An 18,437-nucleotide genomic window follows, 5' to 3' on the forward strand; every position below is an offset into this window, starting at 1 on the left:
ATTGGCGGAACGGTGCTCCGCCAAAGTATGGCAGAGCGGCCCCGGGAAGAAAGCACAGGTGACCCATGCCCTCTCGCCACTCCGACCAGCGCGTCGTCGCGGTCAAGCCCGTCGTCGTCCCCGCGCCCGGCCGCGACGTCGAACTCCGGGTGAAGGTCACCGCTCCCGTGTCGGGCCGGGACCTTCCCGTCATCGTGTTCTCCCACGGCAACGCGTGGTCCATGGACGGATACGGGCCCCTCGTCGACCGGTGGGCGGCCGCCGGATTCGTCGTCGTGCAGCCCACCCACCCGGACTCCCGCCGCAACGAGCTCACTTGGGAGGACCCGCGCTTCCCCACGATCTGGCGCGTGCGGATCGCGGACCTGCACGCGGTCGTCGACGGTCTCGGTGACCTCCTTCGCCAGGCGGGTGATCTGGAGGACCGCGCCGACCGGGACCGCGTCGCCGTCGTCGGCCACTCCTGGGGTGCCCAGAGCGCCGGTGCGCTCCTCGGCGCGCGGGTGCTCGACGTCGACGGCACCCCCGGGGAGGACTTCTCCCATGCCGCAGTCTCGGCCGGCGCGCTCATCGCCGCGACAGGGACGGGAGACACCCTCACCCCGTTCGCCCTCGAACACCTTCCGTTCATGAGGCCGGACTACTCCACGATGACCGCTCCGACCCTGGTCGTGGCGGGCGGCCGGGACGATTCCCCGCTCTCCACCCGGGGGCCGGAGTGGTTCACGGACGCCTACCACCTCAGCCCCGCCCCGAAGAGCCTGCTCGACATCCCCGAGGGCGAGCACACCCTGGGTGGTCTCGCCGGTGAGGCGGTCGCGGAGACCACCGACGAGGACCCCGACCGCGTCGCCCTCGTCGCCGACGTCGTCTCGGCCTACCTCCACCACGCCCTCAGGCTCGACGACGCCGCTTGGACCGCGCTCAACGACGCGGCCGAAGGCGACGGCACGTGGGACATCACCAGCAAGTGAACCCGACGGCCCGCCGCGGCGCCCGGACCGGGCGCACGCGGTGGCGGCGTGGTCTCCGTGTGGGACGTCCGAGGGCCGGGACGGAGCCTCAGGGGCCGAGGACCGGGGTCGAGGCCTCGGACGGCACCGCGGCCTCGGGCGGCGGGCGGTCGTTGGCGTACTTGACCGACCGGTAGTAGTCGACCGCGCCCGAGTGCAGGGGCACCGGCAGGGTCGAGATCGCCGAGCGCGGGTGCAGGTGCAGCGCCACCGGGTGGATCTCGACCAGGTCCGCCTGGAACTCGAAGAGCAACCGCGTGAACTCCTCGGCCTGGTGGTCGGGCATCGCGGAGTTCACCACCAGCAGGCTCGGCACCCCGATCGTCCGCACCGCCGGAACGTCCGCGTAGGTCCCGGCGGGGACCGGCAGCTCCGTGAAGTACTCCCCGTACCGCTCGGTCAGGGCCGGGACCTGGTCGGCCAGGTCCAGCAGGCGCACCGGAACCCGCTCCGCGAGGTCCCCGACCGCCTGGGTCGGTATCCCGCCGGACCAGAAGAACGCGTCCACCCGGCCCTCCTCCAGCGCCCGCGCCGAGTCACCTATGGACAGCTGGAGCCGCTCCACCTCACCGGCCGCGCCGGGGCGCTTCCCCTCGGCCACCGCTGTCAGACCGGACAGGTCCAGGAGCCGGTCCGCCATCATCTCGGTGCCCGAACCGGCCGAACCCACCGACACCGTCCCCCCGGCCAGATCAGCGATCGCGTTCACCGGGGAATCCGCGCGAACCACCACGTGCGTGTGGTTGTCATACAGGCGGGCGATGGCGGAGATCGGCAGCGGCTCCTCGAAGGGCTCCTCGCCGTCCACGGCCAGCGCGGCCACGTCGGAGAGGGTGAACGCCACGTCCAGCGAGCCGTCCGCGACGAGCAGGTTGTTCTCCACGCTCGCGGCGGTCGTCAACGCGGTGATCCAGGTGTCCTGCCGGGAGGCGGTGACCTCAGCCAGTCCGCTGCCGTACACGTGGTAGACCCCGCCCGCGCCGCCGGTTCCGACGGAGAGCCGCAGCGGGGCCGGGTGCAGGGGAGACGCGCAGGTGAGCACCGTCGCCACGACCGCGCACGCGGCCGTGAACCGGGTGACGCTCCAGAGGGGCTGGGGGACGGACGACGCCATGGGCGAACGATACCAACGAGTGTGAAACCTCAGAAGAGGCTCAAATACCTTCTCGGGTCCTGCGGGTTTCGACGTGATGGCGGTTACGTTGCCAGCGGCGGCGGGGCGGGGGCCACGACTGCGTCCCGCGGCCCGCGTGCCGGAGCCGGACCCGGGTTCCGGGCACGGCAGGCGGGTATCCCCCGACTCTCCCGCGCCCCCTGACGCACGAAGCACCTCGAGAGGACCCCCACAACCATGCGACGCTCCACACTGTCTTTGGTCGCCATCCCCGCCAGCGTGCTCATGCTGGCCGCCTGCTCGCAGCCCGCCGAGCAGGCCGCCGAGGACATCGAGCTCGGTGGCGGTGAAGTCCAGAACAACCTCAGCATCGTCACCGGCGGCACGACCGGTGTGTACTACCCCATCGGCGGCGCCCTGCGCGGCATCATCGGTGACAACCTCGAGGGCCAGTCCGCCTCCGTCGAGGCCACCGGCGCCTCCGTCGAGAACATCCGCCTCCTCGGCTCCGGCGAGAGCCACCTGGCCATCGTCCAGGGTGACGCCGCCGACCAGGGCTTCACCGGCACCGGTGACTTCGAGGGCGACCCCGTCGAGACGTACTCGCTCGCGGTCCTGTACCCGAACGTCTTCCACGCGGTGACGCTCCAGAGCATCAAGGAGCGCGAGGGCTTCGACTGCTTCTACGACATCATCGGCAACCGCTACTCCGTCGGTGACATCGGCAGCGGCAACGAGGCCACCACCAACCAGGTCTTCGACTCGCTGGAGATCGGCCCGAGCGAGGTCGAGATCCAGCAGCTGGGCTACGCGGAGACCGCGAACGCCCTGACCAACAACCAGCTCGACGCCGGTTCCTGGGTCGTCGGTGAGGGCCACTCCGGCATCACCGAGCTCGGCACCACCGAGGACATCGCGCTCATCGAGATGTGCGACGACGAGCGCGACGCCATCGTCAGCGGCTACGGCGGCTACACCGAGCACGTCGTCAAGGGCGGCACCTACCCGGGGATCGACGACGACGTGTCGACGATCGCCGTCTGGAACGCGCTGGTCGTGCCCGGCACCTTCAACGAGGACCAGGCCTACGAGATCACCAAGGCGATGTTCGACAACATCGACCAGGTGATCGGCGTGTACGCCCCGGGCGAGGAGTACCTGGTCCCGGAGACGATCGAGAACAGCCCGGTCCCCGTCCACCCGGGCGCCATCCGCTTCTACGAGGAGCAGGGCGTCGAGATCCCCGAGGACCTGCGCCCCGAGGGCACCGAGGCGGGCGACAGCGCCGCCGAGGACACCGACGAAGAGTAGGTCGCACACACCGATGGAACCGACCGCGGTGGGACGATCCGCGGACGCCGAACCCCGGCGTCCGCGGATCTCCGCGCTCCGCCGCGCCGGCCTGTGGCTCGGCGCCGGACTCGGCGCGGCCCTGCTCGTCGGCGCGCTCCTCCCCGTGTGGCCCGCGCTGCGCCTGAGCGTGGACGGCGACCGCCTCGGCCACCTGCCGCTGGCCGAGGGCGAGCAGTTCACCGTCTCCTACGTGCACTCGATCGACCACCTGCCGATCGAGGAGAACATCGAGGTCCGTGACGGCGAACTGGTCGCCGACTCGACCCGCCTGCGCCAGTTCGGCGCGGGCATGGGCCAGATCCCCGGTCAGGGAACCGGCCGCGCCGACGGCGAGTGGTGGGTCATCGAGGACATGAACCGCCACGTCGGTCCGGAGCTCGCGATCCGTGTGGGCACGGCCTCCGTGGACCACCGGCTGCGCACTCCCGACACCGAGGTACGGCTCTCCCCGTGCCTCACCTCCCGCAGGGTGGCCGTCGAGCCCGCCCGGATCTCCACCCTCGTCCTGCTGATCGGCGGCTCACCGCAGCCGGTCTGTGACGAGTAGCAGTCCCTCAGGTCCTCCCCCCGCCTGAAGCACCCTCCGCCGCGTGGTCACCGTGTTCTCACGCACCGCGCGGTCCATCCGTCGAACCCGAGGAAGAACATGGCTGAGAAACCACAGGTGCGGGGTGACGCGCCCCCGACGCCGGAGGAAACCGAGCGGGACGGTCGTGACGACACCGCCACCTCCGCCGCCGAGGAGTCGTCCGAGGTCGGCTTCGGCAAGGGCGGCCGCAGGACCGGGACCTCCGCCGACGCCCTGCCGGACGTCGACGGGCTCGGGGACGACGCCCCGCCGTTCTGGCGCCGGATCGCCGCCGAGCGCTGGGGTGAGGGCCGGTTCGGGCTCGCCATGGGCGGGATCATCCTGCTCCTGGGCATCGCCCTGACCGCCTTCCAGCTCTGGATCGCCCTGCGTTCCGGTCTGGACGCCCGTCAGCAGCGGCTCATGCACCTCATGCTGGTCATGCTGATGGTCTTCATCATCATGCCGCCGTTCAAGAAGTCCACGGTGGAGGGAAACCCGGTCGCGTACGTGGCGGGGGCCGTCCTCGACCTCGTCATGGTCGTCGCGACCGTCGTGGTCAGCTTCTACCCGATCGTGTACCAGGCGGAGCTCGCCCGCCGCGCGGGCGCCTACACCGACCTGGACTGGATCATGGGTCTGGTCGCCATCGTGGTCCTGTTGGAGGCCACCCGGCGCTCCGTCGGCCTGATCATGGTCCTGCTGGTGGCGGCGTTCATCTACTACGCCTGGGTCGGCCCGCTGATCCCCGGCGACTTCGGCCACTCCGGCGTCACGATCCAGCGCATCTCCACCCACGCCTACCTGGGCAACGACGGCATCTACGGGCTCACACTCGGGGTCGTCGTCACGTTCGTGTTCGTCTTCATCCTCTTCGGCGCGCTGCTGTCCAAGACCGGCGGCGGCAACTTCTTCGTCGGCCTGGCCTACGTCCTCACCGGACGCATGGTGGGCGGCCCGGCCAAGGGCGCGGTGCTCGGCAGCGCCCTGATGGGTTCGGTCTCCGGCAGCGCCATCGCCAACGTGGTCACCACCGGCCCCTTCACCATCCCGCTGATGAAGAAGGTCGGCTACAAGAAGCACGACGCGGCCGGTGTGGAGGCCGCCGCCTCCACCGGCGGCCAGGTCCTGCCGCCCATCATGGGCGCGGGCGCGTTCCTCATGGCGGAGCGGCTGGGCATCCCCTACGCCGACATCGTCAAGGTCGCGATCATCCCCGCGATCATGTACTTCGCCCTGATGTTCCTGTTCGTGGACATCCTCGCCCGCAAGAACAACATCCGGCCGATGGAGGGGGACGAGATCCCCACCTTCGCCATCGTGATGCGGGCGGGCTGGCACTTCATGGCCCCGCTGGTCCTGCTGATCGTCCTGCTGCTCAACTACGTGCCGCCGACGCAGGCCGGCCTGGCCGCCTGCGGCGCCCTGCTCGTGGTGGCCATGCTGCGCGCGAGCAGCCGCCTCAGCCTCAAGGACTTCCTGGAGGTGTTCGTGATGGCGGCCCGCAGCACCCTGCCGGTCTCCGTGGCGTGCGCCGTGGCGGGCATCATCGTCGGCATGGTCGGCCTCACCGGCCTGGGCCTGGTCTTCTCCGACGTCCTGGTCAACGCCTTCGCGGGCAACCTCTTCATGACCCTGGTGATGGTGGCCCTGGCCTCCCTGATCCTGGGCATCGGCCTGCCGGTGACCGCGTCCTACGTGGTGCTGGTGATCCTGGCCGGTCCGGCGCTGGAGCAGCTCGGCCTGGCGCTGATCGTCGCGCACATGATCGTGTACTGGCTCAGCCAGGACTCCAACGTCACCCCGCCGGTGGCCTTCGCGGCCTTCGCGGCGGCGGGCATCGCGAACTCCAGTCCGATGCGCTCGGGCGTGTCCTCGTGGAAGTTCGCCAAGGGTCTGTACCTGATCCCGCTGCTCATGGCCTACTCGGCGCTCATGGAGGTGGACGGTCCGGTCATCGACCTGGTGATGGCGATCGCCACCGGATCGGTCGCGTTGGCGGCCGGTGCCATGGCGATCGAGGGCTTCTTCCTGCGCCGCACCCTGCTGGGTGAGCGCATCGCGCTGGGACTCTCCGCCGCCCTGGTCCTGATCGCCCCCGAGTGGAGCGGGTGGACCGAGTCGCTGCTGTCCGTCCAGGTCTCGCCGGACTGGTTCATCGGCGCCGGTACCGTCGCGGGCATCGTGCTCATCACCCTCCAGGTGGTCAACCACCGCCGTGACAAGGCGAAGGGCCTGGTCGCCCCGCTCGGACAGGAGCAGCCGAAGGCCGGGCAGACCGTCGGGACCGCGCCCGAGGAGTCCTCGAAGGACGTCGAGTCCTCGAAGGACGCCGAGGCCGCGGAGACCACGGAGTCCACGAAGGCCTAGCGGTCGGCGTACTCCGGTTCCCCTGACGGGGCGCGGTGGCACCCGCCACCGCGCCCCGTCCGTGTTCCCCTCCGCATGTCCTAACCTCGCTGGCATGTGGCGATTCGGATGGAAACCGGGGCGGGGCCTCCAGGGCACCGACCTGGAGGCGGTGCTGGTGTCGGCCTCCTACGGAACGGACCCCCTGGTGCGCGCCGCCTGTGAGGCGGTACGCGAGGGCGACGCGGAGGCGGGCGCGACCCTGCTCGTGGAGACCAGGGAGGACCCCGAGGCCCGTACCTACCAGGCGGAGGCCCTGGGCCGGGCCGCCGTGGACCGCCCCGACGAGATCGCGGGGCTGGTCGGTGAGGGCGCCGACCCCGCCGACGCCCTGCTCTGGCTCGGCCACGCCCTGCTCGCCCGCGCCGTGACCCTGCCCTCCGGCGGGGCCGGTGCCGGTCAGGCCGACCGCAAGGCCTTCGAGGCCGCCCTGCACGAGGCTCGCGACCCCCTCCGGGAGTCCGCCCGGCTCAACCCCGACGACGCCGCCCCCTGGGCCGCGCTCCAGACCGTCGCGATGGGGCTGGGGGAGCACCCGGAGCGGGAGGAGGCCTGGACCGAGTCGGTCTCCCGGGCGCCGCACCTGTACCCGGCGCACGTGACTCGGGTCCGCTCGCTGGCCCCCTCCCGAGGAGGGTCGGCGGAGGAGATGTTCGCCGCCGCGGGGGCGGCCGCGGACACCGCGCCCGAGGGCAGCCCGCTGCCGTCCGTCCTCGCCCTGGCCCACGCCGAGTACCTGCGGGGCGAGCAGCGCCGCCTCGTCCGGGAGGGCAACAGCGCGTACATCAGCTCCATGGCGATGGGGCGCCTGCACGGAGACGCCGTCCGCGAGCTGTTCGAGCTCGCCCAGGGGTGGGCGTCGGCGGCCGTGCCGCACGTGCGGGACGTCCAGGCCCACCACCTGTTCGGCTGGGCCTTCCACCGGGCGGGAGAGGCGGACCTGGCCCGCTGGCACCTGGGCATGGTCGGCCGGTACGTCTGCGATGTGCCCTGGGCCTTCTTCGGCTCCCCGCGCACCGAGGCCGCCCTGGCCATGTCCGAGCTCGGGGTGGACCCGCGCCCCACGCCCGGGGACGACGTCACCCGGTGACCCGGGCGGGCCGGGACCGGGTCGGGCGTCCCGCCCCACGGGAGCACGGAACGGGCGTCGCACGGGGTGAGTAGGAGTACTCATGCGGTGCGGGTGGCGGCGGCACAGACTGGTGACATGACGAAGACGACCCCCGAAGCGATCTCCCCGCTCCGCGCCGCACTCCTCGGCCTCGCCGCGGGCGCGGGCGCGGCACTCCTGGCCGAGGGCCTCGGCTTCCTGGTCAGCACCCTCCTCGTCGCGGTCCAGTCCGACGAGGTGGTCGGGGCCAACATCGGCGCCGGGCTCGCCGCCGGGGCCGTGACCCTGCTCATCGCCCCCGCCCTGGCCCTGCTCCTGCTGAGACTGACGCGCGTGCCCCGCCCCCTCGCCGTCGTCCTGTACTCCCTGCCCCTCTACCTCGTCCTGAGCGTGGCCGCCTCCAGCGGGGCCATCGTCCTGGAGACCTGGCTGTGGGACCGGTTCCCGGACCTCGCCGACCTCACCAGCCCGTGGGTGCCCTGGTACCTCCTGACCCTGGTCTCCCTCCCCCTGCCGGTCGCCCTCGCCGCGCTGCTGACCACCCGTTCCCGGGGCACCCGGGACACCGCCGGGGTCTGACCCCGTACCCGACCGGACCGAAAAGCACTGGTCGGTACCGGCCCGGTCGGAAACAATGCACGGGTGCTACTGACGATCACCACCACGGCCCAGCCGGCGACGGACCTCGGACACCTGCTGCACAAGCACCCCGACAAGGCGCAGAGCTTCGAGCAGTCCTTCGGGACGGCGCACGTCTTCTACCCCGAGGCCACCGACGAACGCTGCACGGCCGCGCTCCTCCTGGAGGTGGACCCGCGGGCGCTGCTGCGCTCGCGGACGTCGGTGAGCACCCCGGACTTCGCCCTCGCCCAGTACGTGAACGACCGCCCCTACGCCTCCTCCTCGCTGTTCACGGTGGCGCTGGGCCGGGTGCTGCGGTCCGCGATCCGGGGGACGAGCGAGCGGCGCCCCGAACTGGCCCGCACACCCCTCCCGCTGGTCCTGCACCTGCCCGCCGTGCCCTGCCGCCCCGGCCCCGAGAGGGCGCGGGCACTCTTCGAGCCCCTGGGCTGGACGGTGGAGGCCGTTCCGGTCCCGCTCGACCCCGGACTGCCCGGGTGGGGAGACTCGCACTACCTGTCGCTCACCCTGACCGGCACCCTGCGGCTGTCCGAGGCGCTGAGCCACCTGTACGTGCTGCTGCCCGCGATGGAGGGGGGCCACAAGCACTACTGGGTCGACTCCACCGAGATCGACAAGCTCCTGCGGGCGGGCGGCGCACCGGTCGACGGGGTCGTCGGAGAGGACGGCCCGGGCTGGCTGGCCGGACACCCCGAGCGCGCCTGGATCTCCCGTCGCTTCCTCGCCCGCAGGGAGAGGTACGCGCGTACCGCCCTGGCGCGCCTGGAGGAGGCCGGAGACCTCGAACCAGGACCGGACGACGAGGACGCCACCGCCGAGGCGCCCGGCGCCGCCACGGTCCCGCGCGACCCGGCCGTCGAGGAGCGCGAGCCCTCCCTGGCCGACCAGCGCGCGGGCGCGGTCACGGCGGCCCTGGGCGCCGAACGGGCCACCAGCGTCATCGACCTCGGCTGCGGCGGGGGCAGGCTGCTGGAGCGTCTGGTCCGCGACCGCTCCCTGGAGCGCGTCACCGGTGTGGACGTCCACCTCGGCAGCCTGGAGGCCGCCCACCGCAGGCTCTGCGGGGGCTGCCACCCGGGCGGCGGCGGGCGCCACCGGCCGCTCCTCGCCGACGCCCACGAGGACCGCTCGGCGCCCGGGGCCCGCCCCGAACTGCTGCTGGGCTCCGTCGTCTACCGGGACCGGCGCTTCCGGGGCCACGACGCGGCGGTGCTCATGGAGGTCGTCGAGCACCTCGACCCCTCCCGGCTGCCCGCCATGGAACAGGTCGTCTTCGGTGACGCCGCACCCCGGGTCGTCGTGGTCACCACGCCCAACGCCGAGTACAACCGCCACTACGAGGGACTGGCCGAGGGGGAGTTCCGGCACGCCGACCACCGCTTCGAGTGGACCCGCGCCGAGTTCGCCGCCTGGACCGACCGGGTCGCCGCCGCGCACGGCTACGCCGTCCGCCGCCTCCCGGTGGGTCCCGAACACCCCGAGACCGGCGCACCGACCCAGATGGGAGTCTTCACCAAGTGAACGAGCCGAACGACGAGGGCCGCGAGCCCCGCGTGCTCGGCGTGCCCCGGATGGGGCTCGTCCTGCTGGTCGGGGTCTCCGGCTCGGGCAAGTCCACCTTCGCCGCCCGGCACTTCGAGCCCACGCAGGTGATCGGCTCCGACTTCTGCCGGGGCGTGGTCAGCGACGACGAGAACGACCAGAGCGCCACCGCCGACGCCTTCGCCCTGTTGGGCACGATCGTGGGCATCCGGCTGCGGCGCGGTCTGCTCACCGTGGTGGACGCCACCAACGTCCAGCGCCGGGCCCGTGACCAGCTCGTCCGTATCGCGAAGGACAACGACGTCCTCACCACGGCGATCGTCCTCGACGTGCCGGAGTCGGTGGCCCGCGAACGCAACCGCGCGCGCCCCGACCGCGACTTCGGGGACCACGTGATCCGCCGCCAGCGCCGCGACCTCAGGGAGGGCCTCAAGCGGATGTCCCGTGAGGGGATCCGGCGGACGTACGTGCTCAAGGGGCAGGAGGAGATCGACGCCGTCCGGATCGAGCTGGAGCGCCCCTGGCCGGAGCGGACCGAGCTCACCGGCCCCTTCGACATCGTCGGTGACGTCCACGGCTGCCGCTCCGAACTGGAGAGTCTGCTGGCGGAGCTCGGCTACGCGCTGCGCCGCGACGACCGGGGCCGACCGGTCGGCGCCCGGCACCCCGACGGCCGCACGGCGGTGTTCGTCGGTGACCTCGTGGACCGGGGTCCCGACAGCCCCGGCGTCCTGCGCCTGGTCATGGGAATGGTCGCCGACGGCGACGCCCTCTGCGTGCCCGGCAACCACGAGAACAAGCTGGTCCGCTACCTCAGGACGGGCAAGGGCCGCCTCACCCACGGCCTGGCCGAGACCGTGGAGCAGCTGGGCCGCGAGAGCGAGGAGTTCCGCAAGGAGGTCCTGGAGTTCTGCGGCGGCCTGGTCAGCCACCTGGTGCTGGACGGCGGCGACCTGGTGGTCGCGCACGCCGGACTCAAGGAGGAGTACCACAACCGCGCCTCGGGCCGGGTGCGCTCCTTCGCGCTGTACGGCGAGACCACCGGCGAGACCGACGAGTTCGGCCTGCCGATCCGCCTGCCCTGGGCCCGCGACTACCGGGGCCGGGCCACCGTGGTCTACGGTCACGTGCCCACGCACAGGGCCGAGTGGGTCAACCGCACCCTCTGCCTGGACACCGGCTGCGTGTTCGGCGGCAGGCTCACCGCGCTGCGCTACCCCGAGCGGGAGATCGTTGACGTGGACGCCGAGCGCACCTGGTACGCACCCGTGCGGCCCCTGGTGGAGTCCCCGCCCGAGCCCGTCGAGCGCGGCAGCGGCCAGGTCATCGACATCGGGGACGTCGGCGCGAGCGACTCCCACGCCGGGCTCTCCGTCGAGACCGGGTTCGGCACCGTGCGCGCCTCACCCGAGAGCACCATGGCCGCACTGGAGGTCATGAGCCGGTTCTCGGTGGACCCCCGCTGGCTGGTGTACCTGCCGCCGACCATGGCCCCGGTGCCGACCGCCGCCGACCCCGAGCTGCTGGAGCACCCGGACGAGGCCTTCACCGCCTATCTGGGCTCCGGTATCGGTGAGGTGGTCTGCCAGGAGAAGCACATGGGCTCGCGGGCGGTGGCGGTGCTGTGCCGCGACCAGGCCGCAGCCGCGCGCCGCTTCGTCCCGGGTGAACTCGGTACCGTGTACACCCGCACCGGGCGCCCCTTCTTCCGGGACCCCGAGGTCCAGGGCGAGGTGGTGGACCGACTGCGTCGGGCGGTGACCGAGGCCGGGCTCTGGGACCGGCTCGGTACCGACTGGCTGGCCCTGGACGGCGAGATGCTGCCCTGGTCCGCCAAGGCGCACACCCTCATCCGGGAGCAGTACGCATCTGTAGGGGCCGCCGCTCGGGCCTCCCTGCCCGCCGCCTCCGCCGCCCTCACGGCGGCGACGGCCCGGGGCGTGGACGTTGCCGGGCTCGCCGCGACCATCGACCGCCGCACCGAGCAGACCGAGGCGTTCAGCGAGGTCTACCGCCGCCACACCTGGGACACCGAGGGCGCGGACGGGCTGCGCTACGCCCCCTTCGCGCTCCTGGCCACTGAGGGGAAGGAGTACGGCGACGCCGACCACCTCTGGCACATGGGCGTGGCCGAGCAGCTCGCCGGGGACGGAGGGATGGTCCGGGCCACCCGCTACCGGGTCGTGGACACCACCGACCCGGCCTCCCGCGCGGCGGCCGCCGCCTGGTGGCGCGAGATGGTCGACCACGGTGGCGAGGGCATGGTGGTCAAGCCCCTGCTCGGCCCCCGCGCGAAGGGCCGCAAGGGGCTCGCTCAGCCGGGCCTGAAGGTGCGTGGCCCCGAGTACCTGCGGATCGTCTACGGGGCCGACTACACCGACCCGGGGCGGATCGCGGTGCTGAAGGACCGCGGGCTCGGCCGCAAGAACGGGCTGGCCATGCGCGAGCACAAGCTCGGGCTGGAGGCCCTGACCCGCCTGGCCGCAGGCGAACCGCTGTGGCGGGTGCACCAACCGGTCTTCGCGGTGCTGGCCCTGGAGACCGAGCCGGTCGACCCTCGGCTCTAGCCGGGGCGGCAGCCGGGCCGAGCCGGTCGAGGACGCGGGGCGCGCGGGAAAACCCCTTGCGCGCCCCGCGTCCGTGTCCGCATGCTTTCCCTGATCAGAACCGACGACAGAGAGGCCGGCGGCATGCGGCGATCCCACGGAAGCTCCGAGACCACCATCCGGATCGAACCACTCCTGGGAACCGCACGTGACCACCCTGAACATCGGCATCCTCGCGCACGTCGACGCGGGTAAGACCAGCCTCACCGAGCGCCTGCTCTTCGACGCCGGTGCCACCGACCGGCTCGGCGGCGTCGACACCGGCGACACCCAGACCGACACCGGCCGGATCGAACGTGAACGCGGCATCACCGTGCGCACCGCCGTGGCGTCCTTCCGGGCCGGCCCCGTCCAGGTCAACCTGATCGACACCCCCGGCCACACCGACTTCGTCGCGGAGGTCGAACGCGCCCTCGCCGTGCTCGACGGCGCCGTCCTGGTGTTGTCCGCCGTGGAGGGCGTGCAACCCCACACCCGCATGCTCATGCGGGTGCTGCGCCAGATGCGCCTGCCGGTGCTGCTGTTCGTCAACAAGATCGACCGGGGCGCCGCCGCGCCCGGGCGCGTGTTCGAGGAGATCCGGCACCGCCTCACCGACCGCGCCCTCGCCCTGGACTCCGTCACGGACGCGGGATCCGCCCGCGCGCGGGTGCGCGCCCACGACCCGGACGACCCCGGACACGCCGCCCGCACGGCGGAGTTCCTCGCCGAACACGACGACGCGCTCCTGGCCGCCGTGGTCGAGGACCGGCCGCTCCCGGGCCCCGCCGCCCTGCGCGCCACCCTGCGCTCCCAGGTCCTGCGCGGCCTCGCGCACCCGGTGCTGTCGGGTTCCGCGATCACCGGGGAGGGGGTCCCCGAGCTCACGTCGGCCCTCACGGACCTGCTGCCCGCCCACCCCGGGCCCGACCTCGTCGGCGGTGACTGCCACGGCACCGCGCGGGAGGACGCCGCCGAGGAGCCCAGGGGCACCGTGTTCGCGATCGAGCGCTCACCGACCGGCGAGAAGACCGGCTACCTGCGGCTGTACGAAGGAGCCCTGCGCGCTCGGGACCGGGTGAGGTTCGAGCGCGCCGATCCCGCCGACGGGGCACCGCACGAGGGACGCCTCACACGGCTGGAGGTGGTCGGGTCCGAGGGCGAGCGGGACCGGCCCCTCACCGCCGGTGGAATCGGCCGGATCCGGGGCCTGCCCGGGTTGCGGGTCGGTGACCGGATCGGTCGGCCCACCCCCGCCCCGCCCCTGGCCCGGCCGGCGCTGGAGTCGGTGGTCCGGCCGGTCCGTCCGGAGGACGCGAACCGACTCCACTCGGCCCTGGCCGCGCTCTCGGACCAGGACCCCCTGATCCGGCTGCGCACGGTGCCGGGGGAGGGGCTGTCCGTCCTGCTCCACGGCGAGGTGCAGAAGGAGGTCGTGGCCGCCACCCTGTCCGAGGACTTCCGGGTCGAGGCGGTCTTCGCGCCCAGCGACGTGGTGCACACCGAACGCCCGTGCGGCTCCGGCACCGCGGTCGAACCGGTCGACCTCGCCCGGGAGATCGGTGGCCCGGTCACCGTCGGGCTGCGTGTGGAACCGGGCGAGGACGGCTGCGGTGTGGTGTTCCGGCGTGAGACGGAACTGGGGGCGCTGCTGCCCGCCTACGACCGGGCGGTGGAGGACGCCGTGCGCGGCGCCCTCGGGCAGGGGCTCCACGGGTGGCCGGTGACCGACTGCGTGGTGACGCTGGTGCGGAGCGGCTACGTCGCCCCGCTCACGGAGGCGGCCCACTTCCGTCACCTGGTGCCGATGGTGACCCTGCGGGCCCTGGAACGCGCGGGGAGCCGCGTGTTCGCTCCGGTGCACGCGTTCGAGCTGTCGGTGCCCGCCACCGAGCTCAGCGCCGTGCTCTCCCTGCTCGGCGGGCACGGGGCCCGGGTCCGGGAGACCGAGGCCGAGGGGGACACCTGGCGGGTGACCGGCGAGGTCGGGGCGGGCGAGGCCCACACCGTCGGCGCGGCGCTCGCGGGGGCCACCCGGGGCGAGGGCGCCTGGGTGAGCCGACCGGCGGGTGACCGGCCGGTCCGGGGGCGGCCCCCGCGCCGGAACCGCACCGACGGCAACCCGCTGGACCCCGACGCGTACCTGGTGCACCTGAACAACGCGGGCCGCGCCGGGACCGGCGGGTAGACCGCGTCGCCCACGGCCGTGGACCGGACCAGTGGGGCGAGGGCGGCCCGGACCTTGGAGGATCACACCGGGGTCCGGGCCGCCGATCATGGTGGGATCACAACAATCGGACACCGGGACGCCTTCATTTCACGCGCACTCCTTCAAGCGGACACCCGTGACGGCGATGATGTGGCCGCACAGATCCCCCGATCCCCGCAGAAACCGGAGCAGGCGTGTCCCCAACCCCCTCCAGAGCCACGGTCCCGGTCCGCCGGAGAACCCTCGCCTCCGCCGCCGCGCTCGCGGCCGCCGCCCTGGGCGCCAGCCTCGTGGCCCCGCTGCCCGCCCTCGCCGCCGCCGACACCCCCGTGATCAGCGAGGTCTACGGTGGTGGCGGCAACAGCGGCGCGCAGCTGCGCCACGACTTCGTCGAGCTGGGCAACCCCACCGCCGCCGACGTCGACCTCACCGGGTGGAGCGTGCAGTACCTGCCCGCGCGCCCCGGCCCGAACACCCGGGTCCAGGTGACCCCGCTCAGCGGCGCCGTCGCCGCAGGTGAGCACCACCTCATCCGCCAGGCGGCGGGCACGGGCGGCACCACCGACCTCCCCACCCCCGACGACACCGGCAACACCAACATGTCGGCCTCCGCCGGGGCCGTGCTCCTGGTGGAGGGCACCGACCCCGTCGAGTGCCGCACCGCCGTCACCTGCGCCGAGGACGGCACGATCGTCGACGTCGTCGGGTACGGCGACGCCGTGGTCCACGCCGGGGCACCCGCGCCCGGGACCGGCAACACCACCTCCGCCTCCCGGGACGGGGCGTTCACCCACTCCGGGAACAACTCCGCCGACTTCACCGTGGGCGAGCCGACCCCCACCAACAGCGCGGGCGAGACGGTCGAGGGCCCCGGCGGGGGAGAGCCCGAGGAGCCGGTCGAGCCGGGTGACCTGCGCATCCACGACGTCCAGGGCACCACCCGCACCTCCCCGTACGCCGGGGAGCAGGTGACCGGCCTGCCCGGCGTGGTCACCGCCGTCAACGCCTTCGGCAGCGCCCGCGGCTTCTGGTTCCAGGACACCGAGGGCGACGGCGACCCGCGCACCAGTGAGGCCCTCTTCGTCCTCACCGGATCCACCACCCCCGACGTCGCGGTCGGTGACGAGGTCCTGGCCGCCGGACAGGTGGGCGAGTACCGCCCCCAGGCGGGCGCACAGACCACGACCCAGCTGGAGAAGGCCCGCTGGACCACGCTCTCCCGGGGCAACGACCTGCCCGAGGCGGTCCTGCTCGACGCCGACACGATCCCCGAGGCCCTCGCCCCCGACCACGGCGGCGACGTCACCGAGCTCGAACTCCGGCCCGACGAGTACGCCCTGGACTTCTGGGCCGCCCACGAGCACATGACCGTCCGGGTGGAGGACGCCCCCGTCGTCGGGGCCACCGACGGCTACCACGCCCTGTGGGTGACCACCCGGCCCGACCGGAACCCCACCCCCAACGGCGGTGTGCACTACGGCTCCTACGACGACCCCAACACCGGCCGCGTGAAGATCGAGTCGCTGCTCGACCGCGACGTGCGCCCCTTCCCGAAGGCCGACGTCGGTGACACCCTCGCGGGCGTCACCGAGGGTCCCGTCTCCTACAGCCGGTTCGGTGGCTACCTGATCCGCGCCACCAGCCTGGGCGAGCACGTCCCCGGCGACCTTGAGCGCGTCCCGGTCCGCGACACCGCGCGGCACGAGATCGGCGTGGCCACCTACAACGTCGAGAACCTCGGCGGCGCGGACGACCAGGCCGACTTCGACGCCCTCGCGGAGGGGTTCGTGAGCTACCTGGGCTCGCCGGACATCGTCGGACTGGAGGAGATCCAGGACAACAGCAGTGAGACCGACGACGGCGTCGTGGCCGCCGACGTCACCCTGGACCGCCTGGTCGACGCCATCGCGGCGGCGGGCGGCCCCGCCTATGAGTGGCGGGAGATCAGCCCCGAGGACAAGAAGGACGGCGGAGTGCCCGGCGGGAACATCCGCAACGCCTTCCTCTTCGACCCCGCCAGGGTCCAGTTCGTGGACGTCGAGGGCGGCGACGCCACCACCCCCGTGGAGGTGGTGGAGGGCGAGCGCGGCGTCGGCCTGTCCGTCTCCCCGGGCCGGATCGCGCCGACGGACGAGGCCTGGAACTCCAGCCGCAAGCCCCTGGTCGGCCACTTCCGCGCGCTCAACCGCGACGTGTACGTGGTCACCAACCACTTCAACGCCAAGGGCGGCGACGAATCCCTGCACGGCGTCAACCAGCCGCCCCGCCGGACCAGCGAGACCCAGCGCCACCGGCAGGCCACCCTGGTCCGCGAGTTCGCCGACGACCTCCTCGCCGCCGACCCCGACGCCAACCTCGTGGTGATGGGCGACCTGAACGACTTCCAGTTCTCGACCACCCTGGACATCCTCACCGGCGACGGCACGCTCACCAACCCCATGGTGGACCTGCTGGGCGAGGGCGAGGGCTACAACTACGTCTTCGACGGCAACTCCCAGGCCCTCGACCACATCCTGGTCAACGGTGCCCTGGCCGGACGGGTCGACTACGAGATCGCCCGGATCAACTCCGAGTTCCACGACCAGGTCAGCGACCACGACCCGCAGGTCCTGCGGATCGACACCCGGCGCAGCACCTCTCCGGGCCGGAGGTGACCACCCCCTGACACGACGGGGCGGGCACCGGAGACGGTGCCCGCCCCCGTGCACCCGGGGTGGTCCGACACGTCGCGAGGGTCCTCCCGCCCGGTCGCACCGCGCCCCTATCCTGGGAGGGTCCGCACCGCCCACCCCAGGGAAGCGATGATGAACGTACTGCTCACCGGTGGCGCCGGGTACATCGGCACCCACACCGCGGTCGCACTCCTCGAAGCCGGGCACGGTGTCGTGGTCGTCGACTCCCTCGTGAACAGCCACGAGGAGGCCGTCCGCCGGGTCGAGCGGATCACGGGCCGCACGGTCGCCTTCCACCGGGTGGACTGCACCGACCCCGGGGCCATGCGCGCGGTGTTCGCGGAGCACGAGATCGACGCCGTCATCCACCTGGCCGGGTTCAAGGCGGTGGGCGAGTCCGTCGAGCAGCCCCTGCGCTACTACCGCAACAACCTCGACGCCCTGCTGACCCTCTGCGAGGTCATGGACGAGGCCGGGGTGCGCGACCTCGTCCTCAGCTCCTCCGCCACGGTCTACGGCGACCCCCGGCGCGTACCCATCCCGGAGGACGCCGAGCTGTCGACCACCAACCCCTACGGCAACACCAAGCTGTTCGCGGAGCGCGTCCTCGACGACCTCGCCACCGCGGACCGGCGGTGGCGGATCATCTCCCTGCGCTACTTCAACCCGATCGGCGCCCACCCCAGCGGCCTGATCGGTGAGGACCCCCAGGGCGTCCCGAACAACCTCTTCCCGTACATCGCCCAGGTCGCCGCCGGTCGCCGCGAGCGGCTCCACGTGTACGGGGACGACTACGACACCCCGGACGGCACCGGAGTGCGCGACTACCTGCACGTGGTGGACCTGGCCGGGGGCCACCTGGCCGCCGTGGACCACCTCGCCGACGCACCGGGCCACCGCGTCTACAACCTCGGCACCGGCCAGGGCACCTCGGTCATGGAGAGCCTGCGCGCCTTCGAGCGCGCCACCGGGTCGCCGGTCCCGTACGCGGTCACCGCGCGGCGCCCCGGCGACATCGCCGTCTGCTACGCCGACCCCTCGGCCGCCTCCCGTGACCTGGGCTGGAAGGCGGAGCTGACCGTGGACGACGCCTGCCGCGACACCTGGCGCTGGCAGTCCGCCAACCCCGGAGGGTTCGCGGGCTGAGCCGCGCCGGACACCTGGTCCGGACACCCGGTCCGCGTGCGGGGAGGCACACCTTTCGTTGCGTCCCGACCGT

Annotated in this window: 12 protein-coding genes; 11 read left to right on the forward strand and 1 reads right to left on the reverse strand. The window is 72.9% G+C overall.

The window, feature by feature from the left end; all coding sequences use genetic code 11:
* The first annotated feature begins 65 nt into the window (after window positions 1–65).
* Window positions 66–974: an alpha/beta hydrolase family protein gene (locus ACFW3L_RS18740; protein WP_378742135.1), complete on the forward strand. Its 909-nt coding sequence runs from the start codon at window positions 66–68 to the stop codon at window positions 972–974.
* Window positions 975–1,062: 88 nt separating this feature from the next.
* Here ACFW3L_RS18740 and ACFW3L_RS18745 read toward each other — a convergent pair whose 3' ends face one another.
* Complete coding sequence (locus ACFW3L_RS18745) at window positions 1,063–2,127, reverse strand: TAXI family TRAP transporter solute-binding subunit (RefSeq protein ID WP_378742137.1); 1,065 nt, start codon at window positions 2,125–2,127, stop codon at window positions 1,063–1,065.
* A gap of 237 nt (window positions 2,128–2,364) precedes the next feature.
* Here ACFW3L_RS18745 and ACFW3L_RS18750 point away from each other — a divergent pair, with 237 nt between their 5' ends.
* From ACFW3L_RS18750 to galE, 10 genes are all read left to right on the forward strand, one after another.
* Window positions 2,365–3,438, forward strand: coding sequence for a TAXI family TRAP transporter solute-binding subunit (locus ACFW3L_RS18750; RefSeq protein WP_378742140.1), 1,074 nt, complete (start codon window positions 2,365–2,367; stop codon window positions 3,436–3,438).
* Between the two features lie 13 nt (window positions 3,439–3,451).
* Window positions 3,452–4,027 carry a DUF1850 domain-containing protein gene (locus tag ACFW3L_RS18755; protein ID WP_378742142.1) on the forward strand — a complete coding sequence of 192 codons (576 nt, stop codon included), beginning with the start codon at window positions 3,452–3,454 and terminating at the stop codon, window positions 4,025–4,027.
* Window positions 4,028–4,126: 99 nt separating this feature from the next.
* Entirely contained in the window at window positions 4,127–6,418 is a 2,292-nt protein-coding gene (locus tag ACFW3L_RS18760) for a TRAP transporter permease (protein ID WP_378742144.1), read from the forward strand.
* Window positions 6,419–6,512: 94 nt separating this feature from the next.
* Complete coding sequence (locus ACFW3L_RS18765; protein WP_378742146.1) at window positions 6,513–7,547, forward strand: hypothetical protein; 1,035 nt, start codon at window positions 6,513–6,515, stop codon at window positions 7,545–7,547.
* 117 nt (window positions 7,548–7,664) lie between these two features.
* Window positions 7,665–8,147, forward strand: coding sequence for a hypothetical protein (locus ACFW3L_RS18770; RefSeq protein ID WP_378742148.1), 483 nt, complete (start codon window positions 7,665–7,667; stop codon window positions 8,145–8,147).
* Window positions 8,148–8,210: 63 nt separating this feature from the next.
* Window positions 8,211–9,731 carry a 3' terminal RNA ribose 2'-O-methyltransferase Hen1 gene (locus ACFW3L_RS18775; RefSeq protein ID WP_378742150.1) on the forward strand — a complete coding sequence of 507 codons (1,521 nt, stop codon included), beginning with the start codon at window positions 8,211–8,213 and terminating at the stop codon, window positions 9,729–9,731.
* Between the two features lie 50 nt (window positions 9,732–9,781).
* Window positions 9,782–12,319 carry a polynucleotide kinase-phosphatase gene (locus tag ACFW3L_RS18780; protein ID WP_378742453.1) on the forward strand — a complete coding sequence of 846 codons (2,538 nt, stop codon included), beginning with the start codon at window positions 9,782–9,784 and terminating at the stop codon, window positions 12,317–12,319.
* 187 nt (window positions 12,320–12,506) lie between these two features.
* Window positions 12,507–14,525 (forward strand): GTP-binding protein, encoded by a 2,019-nt coding sequence (locus ACFW3L_RS18785; RefSeq protein WP_378742153.1) that lies wholly within the window; start codon window positions 12,507–12,509, stop codon window positions 14,523–14,525.
* Between the two features lie 215 nt (window positions 14,526–14,740).
* Window positions 14,741–17,200, forward strand: coding sequence for an endonuclease/exonuclease/phosphatase family protein (locus ACFW3L_RS18790; protein WP_378742155.1), 2,460 nt, complete (start codon window positions 14,741–14,743; stop codon window positions 17,198–17,200).
* Window positions 17,201–17,350: 150 nt separating this feature from the next.
* Window positions 17,351–18,364, forward strand: coding sequence for a UDP-glucose 4-epimerase GalE (galE, locus tag ACFW3L_RS18795; protein ID WP_378742455.1), 1,014 nt, complete (start codon window positions 17,351–17,353; stop codon window positions 18,362–18,364).
* The last annotated feature ends 73 nt before the right edge of the window (window positions 18,365–18,437 follow it).

Source organism: Nocardiopsis sp. NPDC058789, from assembly GCF_042745575.1.
Lineage (GTDB): Bacteria > Actinomycetota > Actinomycetes > Streptosporangiales > Streptosporangiaceae > Nocardiopsis > Nocardiopsis eucommiae.